Source organism: Streptomyces sp. NPDC104307, assembly GCF_055584045.1.
This window is the reverse complement of record NZ_JBVJMU010000004.1, coordinates 92713-105181: the sequence shown is the minus strand read 5'-3', so window position 1 is coordinate 105181 and position 12469 is coordinate 92713. Positions and strand designations below refer to the sequence as shown.

Sequence of the window (12469 nt, the reverse complement as noted above, 5' to 3'; positions counted from 1 at the left end):
GGACCAATCCACTTCCTCCGCAGCGTCGAACACCACCGACACCCCAGCAACGGAGGCGGTGCCCCATGAGCGCACCCACACCCACCGACCCTCAGCCGGAAGGCCGTGGCCTCCAGCCGCCCGACTTCGGCTGGCCTTCCCCCACGCTGCTGGAACGAGCAGACCGCGGCTACGCCCGCTTCCTCGCCGTCCAGGCCCCGGACGCCCACACCGGCGACCACGGCCAGGACGACGACGCGGCGAGCACCCGATGAGTGGCACCACCATCGTGCTCCACGACCCCCACGGCCTCTTCGAGGCCGGACTGCCCCTGGACCGCGCCCCGCACGAAGCCCTCGTGACCGCCGTCCTCGCGTGGAAGAACCCGGACCTCGCCCCCAGCGACTACGAGCAGATCGCCCTCCAACTCACCGGGCACGCCCGCGCCGTCGCCTCCGACGTCCGGCGCCACGTCGCCGCCCTGCCCAAAAGCGACGGCCGCGGCGCCCTCGCCGAAGTCGTCCTCCGCGAAGCCGACGGCCGCCTCTCCACCCCGATCGAAGGAACGGCCCGCTGCGCCCAGAACCGCGCCCGCCTTGTGCGGGCCCTCTACACGCGGCTGGACCGCCTCACCGAGCCCGTCCCGGCCGCGGCTTAACCCGACGGCCCGATGGGTCGGACACCCCTTGAGGACGCCGCGTCCGCGCCCGGAGGCCCACAGCAGCTACGCGTCGTCTTCTTCTTCGTCGGGGCGATCGAGATCCTGGTCCAACGCACGCAGCAAGGCGTGGGCGAGGAGGATTGCTGGCAGAACGAACTCCGGACGGTAGGCGTCGGGCGAAGCCTGGTGCGCTCCAAGGTGGCGGTTGAAGGTGTCCTGGGTGGCGCCAGGCCCGAAGGCGTTTCGCATGCCCGCGAGCACCAGGTAGTGCTTGAACTGCCGCAGAGTGAGATCGCCCCAATCGTCCGCGTCGCCCAGGGCACTGCCGATGGTGCCGTGGTGCCCGGCCCTCGGCGGGTAGGTCACCTGGGGGAAGGAACGCCGGGTCCAGGCGTTGCCGTGCTTCTTCATCGCGGTCTCGAGCACATTGCCCGCCAGGGCTTGGGCGCCCTCACCGAAGCCGGCCCGCGCGGTGCGGGTGGCAGCGCTCAGGATGGCGACCATGCCGGTCAGCTCAGGATGGGTGACGCTCTGGAGACTGGCGTCGACGTCGTGGAGAACGTCTCCGCGGCGTTCACCCAGGAGGGCATAGCGCTCTTGGCGCTCCTCGAGGGGGAACAGGGCTTTGACGATCTCGGCCCGGGGTGCCCACGCGAGGGACAGCCCGTCGTCCTCACCCATCTCCAGAATCGTGTAGAGGTCCTCAGCGTCCAGGCCGACGAGATTGCCAGGCAGGAAAAGGGCCGCTGTCGCTGCGAGTTGGTCCAGCAGCGTGCGGGGAAGCGACACGCTGCGCACGACGTCACTGATGCGGCCGTGCCAGTCGTAGATGTCCCTGAGATCGCTCTGCAGTGCCAGGATGGGCTCAGCGATCGCCTGGTAATGGCGCTGGGCGTTCAGTGCAGCCTGGTAGGCCGTATTGCCCGGTCCCATGACGCTTTCGATGGTCCGGCGGGTGGACTCCATCTGTCGGATGTGGCGGCGGGTGGGCTCCAACATCTTGTCTTGCCAGGCCGAGATCTGCCTGATCGACTCCATGAAGCCGGACAGGTCGTAGTTGGCGCCACGACCCTGGTGCGGCTCCGCTTCCTGGCCGAAGTCTTCATCGCCGTCTTCTGCGTCTGGGGAGTCCTCGCTATTCATGCCCCCATGATCCTGAATCCGTCACGCGTGAGCACTCATATTTGCGGCACCGTGCTCTGTATGAGGAGCCCGTTATGCCCGGAACCGCGTCCGGCTCGTACGGGTCCTCTACACGCGGCTGGACCGTCTCACCGAACCCGCCCCGACCGTCAGATAGCCCCGCGGAGGCCACCCACGATCCCAGGGGCTACGTGCGATGCCACGCCGCCCGGACCCACGGCATCAAACTGGAGTGCGTGTTGGCCCTGGGGCGCGATGCCGCTGGCACCGGGGGCGAAGTCGGCGCTGGTGGGTGACACCTGCGCCCTGCCGTTCGTTGATCCCGCATGCCTGTACTGCCATCCCCTGAAGAGATCTACGCCGCCCGCACAGAAAAGGGTGCCTGGACGCGTGCCACGCTCGCCGAATGGGGCATCCCCTGGCCTCCCGTGAAGGGATGGAAGGATGAGCTGATCGCACGCTGGGAGACCGCCCAGCAGGGCCACCCCCCCCGACGCCGCCTCCGTCGACGCCGCCCCCGGACACGCTCGGCTTCGGCTGACCACACAGCAGCGGGGCCGAACGGGATCATCCTGCTCGGCCCCGCTGCTCGTTCCCGGCTGCTTACCTGCTGAGGCGGATCCGCGGCCCCCACACGAACTTGAGGTCGTCCAGCAGAATGACAAGTGGCGCGGTGTCGGAGCTGAGCTAGGGGCGAACCATTAGCTCCATCCCGTCAACGGAGCTGGCACTTACAGCTTCCCGCTGCCCCACGGACTCGCGCGCGACAGCATGCTGAGGTTCCGCCGCGAGGACGGCCTCACCAAAATGCTCCAGACCGTCATGCAGCCGGCAAGGGCACGCCCTCCTCAGCATGCCCGCTTGAGTGAACGCGGATCGGGTGTCGGAGTGCTCCGGCATGATGATTCAGACAGAGCGGTCGAAGATGGCGAGGCGCGTGCTCATGAGATTGAAACTGGCCCGTGAATGGGTCGTTGGCGAGCCCATCGGAGAGCGAGGCGGCTTCGGCGCCGTCTACGCAGCGCAGGATGTCAACGGCTTGCCCGCCGCAGTGAAGATGGTCCCGAAGCGGCCTGGCGCGGAACGGGAGATGCTGTTCACCGAACTCGATGGCGTACGCAACATCGTGCCGATCCTTGACAACGGTGAGCACGAAGACCACTGGGTACTCGTCATGCCCCGGGCGGAGAAGTCCCTGCGGGCACACCTGCAGCAGCACGGGCCTCTCGCCCTGGCCGAGGCCGTGCGCGTCCTTACGGACATCGCCGAGACCCTGACCGACCTTGACGGCCAGGTCGTCCACCGCGACCTCAAGCCTGAGAACGTCCTGCTTCTCAACGGCCGCTGGTGCCTGGCCGACTTCGGCATCGCCCGCTACGCCGAAGCGACCACTGCACAGCAGACCTATAAGTTCGCTGGCACCCTTGCCTACATGGCCCCGGAGCGCTGGAAGAACCTACGGGCCACGAGCGCGAGCGACATCTACGCCTTGGGCGTCCTCGCCTACGAGCTCCTGGAGGGCACCACGCCCTTCACCGGGCCGTACGAGCACGACTACCAGGACCAGCACCTCCACGGCACTCCACCGCCGCTCACCACCGCACCCGCCCTGCTGGCTGCGCTGATCACCGAATGCCTTTTCCGCGCTCCCCAGGGCCGCCCCGCGGCCGGCAATGTACTGGAGCGACTGAGGCGCATCCCCACCGCATCCCTGGCGGGCGGGCTGGCCGCCCTGGCCGAGGCGAACCGGGCCGAAGCCGCACGTCGCTCCGAAGCCGACCGCCAGGCGTCGGCGGAAGCCACGGAAGCCGAGCGGCGCCGGGACCTCCTGGAAGCCGCCCGCACATCGCTCAGCCTCATCTCCGACCAGTTCCTGACCACGATCACGAACATCGTCTCCACGGCCGAGGCACGCAGGGACAATCAGGGAGGCTGGACGGTCCGCCTGTCCAGTGCCCAGCTGACCTTCACCGGCGCCAAGGCGACCGACCCCAGCGTCTGGAACGCCGAGACGATGGCGCCGTTCGATGTGATCGCCCACGCGGCCATCCAACTCAAGATCCCGCAGAACCGGAGTGGCTACGAGGGCCGTAGCCACTCCCTCTGGTACGCCGACGCCAAGGCGGTCGAGCGGTACCAGTGGTTCGAGACGGCCTTCATGGCGATGCCGCTACGCGGCGGGATGTCAACGATGGACCCGTTCGCCCTCGACCCCCACCATGAGGCCCGTGGTGCAGTCGGCCCAGGCATGGCCATGAACCAGGTGGCCTGGCCCTTCACTTCTCTCTCGATCAGCGATCTGGACGAGTTCATCGACAGGTGGACGAACTGGTTGGCCGTGGCTGCCAGCGGGGAGCTGGGACACCCCAGCCGCATGCCCGAGCGGGAGCCGCAAGGGTCGTGGAGGAAGTGACGAGTTGAGTGCACGGGAGCCAGCCCCACCTGCTAGGGCAGGCTCCCGTGGTTCTCATGGTTACTGAGATTGAACTCGTGAAGTCATAGGGGCTGACGGTTGGTGCCCGCCCGCGGTATCACCGGAGGATGAGGTATCCACAGGGTGGCGGGTTGACTGCTGAACGGCAGTGCAAGCGCGCGGAGTTACGGATTCAGGCGGCTGAGCGGTTTGCCCGGGGCGAGGGCAGTTCAGCGATCGCCAGAGATCTGCGGGTCAGCGTCCGGTCGGTGCAGAGATGGCGTCAGGCATGGGCCGAGGGCGGTCCACGATCCCTGAGATCGCAGGGGCCTGCATCGCTGCCGAGACTCAAGGAGAAGCAGTTCGCTCAGCTGGAATCGGAGCTGGCCAAGGGGCCGGCCGCGCACGGCTGGGAGGACCAGCGCTGGACTCTGAGCCGTGTGAAGACGGTGATCGGACGGCGCTTCCACCTCACTTACACGATCCAGGGCGTACGCAAGTTGTTGGTGCGGAACGGCTGGTCCTGCCAGGTTCCGGCCCGTCGTGCCATGGAGCGCGATGACGACGCGGTGGCTGGGTGGGTCGAGGAGGTGTGGCCCCGCGCGGAAGACTAGCGGCGGCTCGTGGAGCCTGGCTGGTCTTCGAGGACGAAGCCGGCTTCTCCATGACGCCGTCGCATGCCAAGACCTGGTCCCAGCGCGGCCGGACCCCGGTGGTGCGGGTCCGCGGCCGCTCTCGCAGACGGATATCGATCGCCGCGCTGACCTGCTACAAACCCGGCCACCGATCCCGGCTGATCTACCGTCCCCGCCGGGACGACGGCCGGCGCGACGGGCGCAAGAGCTTCTCCTGGCGCGACTACCGGGACCTTCTGATCGCAGCCCACCAACAGCTCGGCGGCCCGATCGTCCTCATCTTCGACTGCGGGCCGAGGGCAGTCTCAGCCGCGGTCATGTGTCGGCGACCGCACAGTGCCTGAATATTTCGGACCGCACTGTGTGGAGGTGGCTGGCCGACGCCACCACCACACCCGCCATCACTGCGTCCCCGGGCGCCCGCCGTACGACCCGCCTCGAGATCACCCCTGAACTCCCGGTGCTTTTGGCGTACTGGCACGGCAATGCCTCCGCGGTCCACCGCGAGCTCGTCGCCCGCGCCCGCACGGGAACCACCACATCCCCACCACCGGACACTGGCCCTTCCGCCTGACGAACCGGCCGTGCCGCCGCCTCGCTCTTCCGTCCCGGGCGGCGCCCTCCACAGGCCGTCCCGCTGCTCGACCCGGTGCCTTCCTTGGCGACGGTCCTGCGGACGGTCCGCCGGGACCTGACCGCGACGGAGAGGGCCGGATACCGCCAGTGCCCCGAGGCCGCCCGCGCCCATCGTCCTGATTTTCCTGCCCCATGGCTTCGGGGTCGCCGCGGTACCAGGCGTCGGGATCGGCGTTGATGACGCGTTCGGGGATCTCCGGCTGGGTGAAGAAGAACCAGTGCCACCACGCGGTGGCGAACCGGGCATCCGCACGGGTCAGGTGCTCGCTCAGCGGCAGGCCGTCCACGAACGCCACCCGGGTCACCGCGGTGGGGTGGTCCAGCACCAGGCGGAGCGCCACAGCAGCCCCCCGGTCGTGGCCGACGAGATCGAAGCGCTGGTGCCCGAGCGTCTGCATGACCTCGATCATGTCCTTGGCCACGGCGCGCTTGGAGTGCGGGACATGATCCGAAGCGGGCGCCGGGCCGCAGGAGCGCCCGTACCCGCGCATGTCGGGGCAGACGACGCTGTAACCGCGCCGCACCAGGACGGGTGCGACCCGGTGCCAAGTCGCCGACGTGCGTGGGTGGCGATGCAACAACAGGAGGGGCGGGCCCTCGCCCCCGTGCCGAACGAAGACGGACGCCTCACTGGTGCGCACCGTCCTGGTGGTGAATTCCTCGAACACGAAACGACCCTTCCGCTCCGGGGCTCAGCCCGCGCTACCCCACCGTCTCACCTGCCCATGAGGAGCCCCGGCTGAGCCGGGACACGATGGTTGGAACCATGCCATGCATGGTGGAACCAGTTCCGGTGACCACTCAACCGATTTGGTCCAGGTCACAGTTGATCTGGGCCGTTTCGTGTCCTGTCTCAGGTGAACTGCTTCGGCGGCGTGACGTCACAGGGCGGCACCCAAGGGGGTGCCGCCCTGTGACGTGTGTTGGGGCTGGGCCAGGTGCCTGGCTACGTAGTGGCGGACGGAGGCGTACACCCTGGCCGTCAGTCCATGCCCTTCTTGCCCGGCGTCCAGAACGGCTTGGTCAGGACCGCGCGCCGGTCCCACCCCGCTTCCTGGACGAGCACCCGCCGCACTGCTTGCACGTCCCGTGCCTCTCCGGCGACATACGCGATCCCGCCGGGTTCGGGGGCGAGACGTCGTACCGCGTCCGGCAGTGACGTCTCACCTCGGAGTACCCAGTCGAGCCGGTCGCCGCCCGCTAGGGGCAGCTGGTCCGCAGCTGTCGCCGTCTCGACGCACCCGGAGACGACGGCTTCCCCGGGCAGCGCCGCGAGCATCGCACCGAACGCGACCGAGGCCGTCTCGTCGCCCACGAAGAGGTGGCGGGCGGCGTCGGGACGCAGTGTGAAGGTGCCCTCGGGGCGCCGCAGCCGCACCTGTTCGCCTGGTGCGACGGTGCGGCCCCATTGGGCGCCCGGTCCGCCCGCTGCGTGGTCCAGCACGCACAACTCGACGCCGCCGGAGGGTAAACAACTGTTCCTATTTCTTTCAGTGGATATGCGGTGCCCTCTGTGAATATCGTGGTGTTGTGAAGCTTTCTGAGTGGGCGGCGCGTAACGGTGTGCACTATCAGACTGCGTGGACGTGGGCGAAGGAGGGCCGGATGCCGGTTCCGGTCGTTCAGACGCCGTCGGGTACGTGGCTGGTGACGGTGCCCGTCCTGGAGTCGGTGGGCCGGGTGGTGGTGTATTGCCGTGTGTCGTCGGGTGATCAGAAGGCGGATCTGGAGCGGCAGGTGGCGCGGGCGGTTCAGGGGGCGACCGCCCGGGGCCTGGCGGTCTCGGAGGTGGTGACGGAGATCGGGTCCGGTCTGAACGGGCGCCGCCGTAAGCTGCACGGGCTTCTGGTCGATCCGGGCGTGGGGACGATCGTGGTCGAGCATCGGGACCGGCTCGCACGGTTCGGCGTCGAGCACCTCGAAGCGGCGTTCTCGGCCTCGGGGCGTCGCCTGCTGGTCCTCGACCCGGCTGAGACCGCCGATGACCTGGTGCGGGACGTCACCGAGGTCCTCACCTCGATGTGCGCCCGCCTGTACGGCCGGCACTCGGCGAAGAACCGGGCGGCCCGCGCTGTCGCTGCCGCGACCGCCCCGCAGGACGTGGCCGGATGAAGAAGTTCGTCCCGCAGCCGGGCTTCGCCGTGTCTGCGCACAGGCTGGCTCTGGATCCGAACGCCACGGCCGGAGCCCGTCTGTATTCGCATGCGGGTGCGGCGCGGGCTGCGTACAACTGGGCCGTTGCCCATGTCACGGCGGTGTGGTGGCAGCGCAGAGCCGAAGCCTCGTACGGGATCGCGGAGGATGAGCTGACACCGTGGCGGTCGTGGTCGTTGCCGTCATTGCGGAAGGCATTCAACGAGGCCAAGCGGACCGATCCACGGTTCGCGGGGTGGTGGGAAGAGAACTCCAAGGAGGCCTACAACACCGGTCTGGCCAACGCTTCGGCCGCCTTCGACACCTACGCGAAGTCCAGGAACGGGAAGCGCAAGGGGGCGCGGGTGGGTGTGCCGCGTTTCAAGTCGAAGCGGAAGGCGCGTCCGGCATGCCGGTTCACGACGGGCACGATCCGTATCGAACCCGATGGCAGGCATGTCACCCTGCCCAGGATCGGAACGATCCGTCTCCATGAACACCGCTCCGATCTGCGTGCCCGTATCGACGCGGGCACGATGCGGATCCTGTCCGCGACGGTGCGTCTGGACCGGGGGCGCTGGTTCGTCGCCTTCCAGGTCGAACAGCGAAACGAGCTGGTGCGGGTCGCCCGCCCGGATACCGCGGTCGGGATCGACCTCGGCATCACCTCCCTGGCGGTCCTCGCGGACAGCGACGGGAACGTGACCGAGGAACCCAACCCCCGCCACCTGGACCGCGCACAGAAACAACTAGCCCGTGCCAGCCGTGTGGTGTCCCGGCGCCGGGGCCCCGACCGGCGCAGGGGGCAGAAGCCCTCCCGTCGGTGGGAGAAGGCGAACCGGGTCCGGAACAAGGTCCATCACCGGGTCGCGAACCTGCGCGAGGACACCCTCCACAAGCTGACCACCCGCCTCACCTCCGAGTACGGCACCCTGGTGGTCGAGGACCTCAACGTGGCGGGGATGGGCCGTAACCGGCGGTTGTCACGCCGGGTCGCGGATGCGGCGTTCGGCGAGATCCGCCGCCAGTTGACGTACAAGACCCGCCGCCACGGGACACGCCTCGTTGTGGCCGACCGGTGGTTCCCCTCCTCGAAGACATGCTCACGCTGTGGTGCGGTGAAAGCCAAGCTGCCCCTCAGCGTGCGCGTCTTCGAGTGCGACATCTGCGGACTCGTCCTGGACCGGGACACCAACGCCGGACACAATCTGCTCGCCCTCACGACCCGCACCACACGCATCACGCGCACCACCCGCAGTACAGGTACCGGAGTGGCCGGAGACCTGGACCCCACCGTCACGGTGAGGTCGAAGCCCCGTGGAGCCGACCGTAAGACCCGCACCACCCGCCCACGCCTCACGGCGCGGGCGGGGCGGGCAGGTGGCACAATCCCCGACCCCAGAGCCGGGACAGAAACGGGAGACCGTCAACAGGACATCAGAACGCAACTCGCACTCTGGTGACACCGTTACGGACCATTCCGGCAGAAACGCCGGAATTGCTGAGATCTACTGATGATTAAAGCAACGGGTCGTAGTGCCAGATCGAATACGTACGGAGGGTGAGTCCGCCGACCAGGACTCGCACCTGCTGGCCCGGCTGGACCTCCAGGCCGGCCAGCTGTCTGCCGTCGATGCGCAGCCGACGCATCCGGGCAGTGACCTGCTCGGCCTCGGTGACGGTGCCGCGTACGGTCAGAAGATCGAGGACGGGGTTCAGGACAGCGGGCATGAAGGGCTCCTCAACAGGGCGGGTTGTCGTACTCAGCGGGAGGCTGAACGCGATAGTACGCGTTTTACGAGGGCTCGCGATAGTGCGTGTTGGGGTGACGTCGCCGTAACCGGCGACCATGGCCGCCGTCGCCGCCAGGACCAGCAGAGCGACCGTGCGCAGGGCCGGGCCCAGGACGGAGCTCAGGTCGGCGTGGGCGGACAGGTGATGCCGGTGGCCGCGACGCCCAAGGCCGCGCCGGCCTCCCGGGCCGCGTGGTGCCGAGACCGGAGCCCAGGCCCGCCTGGTGCGGCGGGAGCGAGGTCGCCACACCGAGGGTGAGGACCGGCATGGCCAGGAGCCAGCAGGCATACGTTCAGTCCGGAGCCTGTTTCATCCTGTGTAGCGGTTCGCTTCGACATGGTGCAGAACGAGGATGGCCTGCACGATCGCGGTTGCGTGGCGCGGGCGGCAGCGCAGTCTGATCAGGATGGTCCATAAAGCGTGGCCAGGTTCCAACCATCGCGTCCCGGCTCACCGGCACTCCGCCAACTGTCGAGCTCGGTGGCCAATCAGCTTGCTCAAGCGCCAACTATCGCGCTCAGCCACACGTCCTATGACTTAGCGCTCTACTTGGCCCCTACGGCCAACCGAACGCTCAGCGGCGGGACCGACGAGCTTGGCCTTCGGGGGTCAGGTGCCGCCGAGGCCCATGCATCGAGTCCGTCGTAGATATGTGCCCTGAGGCAGTGGGGGGCGTCAAAGCCGGAGGCTTCGCCGCGGTAGACGGCGATCAGTGAGTCCTTGCCCCGCCACCAGGTGTCAGCAAGTCCCTGGACTTCAGGTACCGGCTCAAATCCGTCGAGGTGCAGCTCCTCAACGGCGTCACCCTTGATCTTCGTGATCGTCTTGGCCCAGTAACCCGCATGGTCGGCCAGAGCCAGGGCTTCCACCCACCCCTCTGTGCTGGCGTGCAGCGGTGTCCAGTGGTCGGCGTCGATCCCGAACTCGCCTTCCGGCCCGATCATGAACCCGTGGGCCATCGAGACGCGACAGCCGCCGGCGGAGAACCGCCATCCGCCCACGGCCGAGCCTTCGGGCACATCGGCTTCCAGAACCCGCGGGCCGCCCTCGTATGCGGGGGCAGGGGGCAGAGCGATGCCGCCCCAGCGCTCTTGGAAGGCGACAGCCCGGTCGATCTCCGCAGGTGGTATCCCATGTTGTAGCCATACCTCCCGACAGAGCGTGAGGTCGCGGCGGGGAACACGGAGCCCGTGCCCCTCGACGAAGTAGCGAGCTCGTCGGCTCAGGCTTTCAGGCGCCTGAGGGATCAGTGGCACTCGGGTGTCCGCCGTCATTGCTTCTGCCTTTCGCAGGGAAAGGTTGATTCGGCCGGGCGCGGTGGTGCGGACGGCTGCGGAGCGCGGGGCCAACGGACGGGGGCGTCGCCGGGGCCGCCGGTGAGCCAGGAACCATCACCCATGGGGACCAGCTCGTACGGGTTGCCCACCTCGACGGTGATCTCGCCGCTGAGCGTGCCAGTGCGTACGTCGACCAGGTGGTAGCGGAACCACTCCTCCTCGTCCTGACTCTCACCGCCCAGGGTGACGATGGCCGTGTACTCGGTCAGGTAGCCGCCGCTCCATTCCACGAAGGCCTCCTCCGGGTCGTACCCGAAGGCTTCAATGGGGAGGGTGAAGAGCACGCCCCCGTCGGGGTGGTCGTGGAAGGCAACGTCCGCCTGCCCGTGGTCCACGGTCATGAACTGCTGCCCTGACGGCGCCAGGTCGATCAGGCAGCGGTCCGACCACGGGTACGTCACGAACTCCGGCTCGCTGTCCGCCCCGCCCGTACCCCGGAGAATGACGGAGCCGTCCTGGCCCTCACCAACGTCGAGGTAGACGCTGCCGTCCACGGGATGCACGTGGTGGGAGGCACCGTGCCCGACCGTCTCCAGCTCCCGGCGGGTGACAACCACACCGCTGTCGGCGTCGTGCACCACCCACTGGTCCCCGCCCCCGCGTCCCGCCATCGCGTCCGGCCGGTAGACCCACACTGTCCGGCCGTCCTGAGACAGCGCACAGCCAGGCCGGTGGCCATGGCGTACGTCAGAGTGCGGCTCGAAGTCCGAGGCCCACATAAGGTCGCCGGCACGCGCGAGGCAGACGACTCCGACCAGCGTCGTGTACACGACCCGCTCCAGATCCTGCCGGACCACCGACGCTACGACCTCGTCGCCAGCCCGCGGCTGGAACACCGCTGCGGGCTCCAGCGTCCTGTAGGCGCCGGCGCCCACGACGTAGGCGTGGATCCGCCCGTCGCGGTGACGCGTGATGACCTTCGGTGGCGGCTGAGGAATCATCCGCTGAGGCTAACGCCCAGGCCAGGCTGCTCAGGAGCGGGGGCGGCGGGCGCCCGAGCAGGGTAGGCGCGGGTCAGCTAGAGCGCGAAGTGGCCATGCGTATCGGTCAGTCAACTGCTGTGACTGAGCGCGATATCTGGCCTGCCAGGAGCCGGCTGGCTCACCCGGCGCACGTACAGATCACCACCGGGCGCGCAGTACGCCGTCGCTGTCCGGGAGGGCGGCACAGAGCAGCGGGTGGTGTTCGGCGAGGGACAGGGGCAGGGCGCAGGCGGCTCGGGCATCGGCCACGTGGGCGACGAACTCCTGGTAGTCGGTGTCGTCGACGATCGCGTGGCTGATCGTCCCGTCCTGTGCCTCCCAGACGGACACGATGGATTCCTCCCGGGGTAATGCGGTGAGGACGGCGCCGACGTCCGGGGCCAGGTCGGGCCAGACGGTCAGCAAGGCGCGCGGGCCGAGACCGGCGCGCACTGTGCCGAGGTTTTCCGGCGTGGTCGCGGAGCATGGCACGGACCATTTCCAGGGCGACCGGAAGGGAGACCTCGGCCCCGTCGTGGTAGCCGGTGAGGTCGGGCGGGAAGAGCCCGCCGAGGCCGTAATCCGCAACTGAGGGCTCCCCGCCGAAGTGGACGAAGCCCGTGACCGCAGGGTCGCGGATCTCCAGCCGGTCGATGCCTGAGCCCTCCGCGAAGGCGGCCACCGCCGCAAGGTAGGCCGCTTCGACGGGCCCGTGGTCGCTGATCGTGTCCTCGGTGCCGGTGTAGTGACCGTGCTCGTAGCGGTCGGCGGGGTCG

10 protein-coding genes and 4 pseudogenes are annotated in these 12469 nt (G+C 68.6%); 6 read left to right on the top strand and 8 right to left on the bottom strand.

Annotated features, from left to right (window positions below):
* Nucleotides 1–65: 65 nt before the first annotated feature.
* Both ACZ601_RS13320 and ACZ601_RS13315 read left to right on the top strand, forming a co-directional pair.
* The gene (locus ACZ601_RS13320) at nucleotides 66–254 is read left to right on the top strand and encodes a hypothetical protein (protein WP_469536733.1); all 189 of its coding nucleotides are present in this window, start codon (nucleotides 66–68) and stop codon (nucleotides 252–254) included.
* Nucleotides 251–637, top strand: a complete 387-nt coding sequence (locus tag ACZ601_RS13315) for a DUF6415 family natural product biosynthesis protein (protein WP_469536731.1) — start codon at nucleotides 251–253, stop codon at nucleotides 635–637. The genes ACZ601_RS13320 and ACZ601_RS13315 overlap by 4 nt, the downstream gene beginning before the upstream one ends.
* A gap of 66 nt (nucleotides 638–703) precedes the next feature.
* On the opposite strand, the gene ACZ601_RS13310 is transcribed toward ACZ601_RS13315, so the two are convergent.
* Nucleotides 704–1783, bottom strand: a complete 1080-nt coding sequence (locus tag ACZ601_RS13310; RefSeq protein ID WP_469536728.1) for a hypothetical protein — start codon at nucleotides 1781–1783, stop codon at nucleotides 704–706.
* Between the two features lie 943 nt (nucleotides 1784–2726).
* Between ACZ601_RS13310 and ACZ601_RS13305 the strand changes: the two genes are divergently transcribed.
* Nucleotides 2727–4196, top strand: a complete 1470-nt coding sequence (locus ACZ601_RS13305) for a serine/threonine-protein kinase (protein ID WP_469536725.1) — start codon at nucleotides 2727–2729, stop codon at nucleotides 4194–4196.
* A gap of 128 nt (nucleotides 4197–4324) precedes the next feature.
* Nucleotides 4325–5118: pseudogene (locus tag ACZ601_RS13300) on the top strand (winged helix-turn-helix domain-containing protein); the annotation flags it as partial.
* A gap of 423 nt (nucleotides 5119–5541) precedes the next feature.
* Here ACZ601_RS13300 and ACZ601_RS13295 read toward each other — a convergent pair.
* Both ACZ601_RS13295 and ACZ601_RS13290 read right to left on the bottom strand, forming a co-directional pair.
* A pseudogene (locus ACZ601_RS13295) lies at nucleotides 5542–6135 on the bottom strand (alpha/beta fold hydrolase); the annotation flags it as partial.
* Between the two features lie 314 nt (nucleotides 6136–6449).
* A pseudogene (locus tag ACZ601_RS13290) lies at nucleotides 6450–6935 on the bottom strand (siderophore-interacting protein); the annotation flags it as partial.
* A gap of 62 nt (nucleotides 6936–6997) precedes the next feature.
* Here ACZ601_RS13290 and ACZ601_RS13285 point away from each other — a divergent pair.
* Together ACZ601_RS13285 and tnpB are read left to right on the top strand one after the other, a co-directional pair.
* Nucleotides 6998–7579: an IS607 family transposase gene (locus ACZ601_RS13285; protein WP_469536722.1), complete on the top strand. Its 582-nt coding sequence runs from the start codon at nucleotides 6998–7000 to the stop codon at nucleotides 7577–7579.
* Nucleotides 7576–9063, top strand: a complete 1488-nt coding sequence (tnpB, locus tag ACZ601_RS13280; RefSeq protein WP_469536719.1) for an IS607 family element RNA-guided endonuclease TnpB — start codon at nucleotides 7576–7578, stop codon at nucleotides 9061–9063. Before ACZ601_RS13285 ends, tnpB begins: the two co-directional genes overlap by 4 nt.
* A 55-nt stretch (nucleotides 9064–9118) precedes the next feature.
* On the opposite strand, the gene ACZ601_RS13275 is transcribed toward tnpB, so the two are convergent.
* The 5 genes and pseudogenes from ACZ601_RS13275 to ACZ601_RS13255 all read right to left on the bottom strand — a co-directional run bounded on the left by ACZ601_RS13275 (nucleotide 9119) and on the right by ACZ601_RS13255 (nucleotide 12146).
* On the bottom strand, nucleotides 9119–9331 hold the full coding sequence (locus ACZ601_RS13275; protein WP_469536717.1) for a hypothetical protein: 213 nt from the start codon (nucleotides 9329–9331) through the stop codon (nucleotides 9119–9121).
* Between the two features lie 372 nt (nucleotides 9332–9703).
* A pseudogene (locus ACZ601_RS13270) lies at nucleotides 9704–9808 on the bottom strand (IS5/IS1182 family transposase); the annotation flags it as partial.
* A gap of 131 nt (nucleotides 9809–9939) precedes the next feature.
* Nucleotides 9940–10668 carry a hypothetical protein gene (locus tag ACZ601_RS13265; RefSeq protein WP_469536714.1) on the bottom strand — a complete coding sequence of 243 codons (729 nt, stop codon included), beginning with the start codon at nucleotides 10666–10668 and terminating at the stop codon, nucleotides 9940–9942.
* Nucleotides 10665–11672: a hypothetical protein gene (locus ACZ601_RS13260; protein WP_469536712.1), complete on the bottom strand. Its 1008-nt coding sequence runs from the start codon at nucleotides 11670–11672 to the stop codon at nucleotides 10665–10667. Before ACZ601_RS13260 ends, ACZ601_RS13265 begins: the two co-directional genes overlap by 4 nt.
* 180 nt (nucleotides 11673–11852) lie before the next feature.
* The gene (locus ACZ601_RS13255) at nucleotides 11853–12146 is read right to left on the bottom strand and encodes a hypothetical protein (protein ID WP_469536710.1); all 294 of its coding nucleotides are present in this window, start codon (nucleotides 12144–12146) and stop codon (nucleotides 11853–11855) included.
* Between the last annotated feature and the right edge of the window lie 323 nt (nucleotides 12147–12469).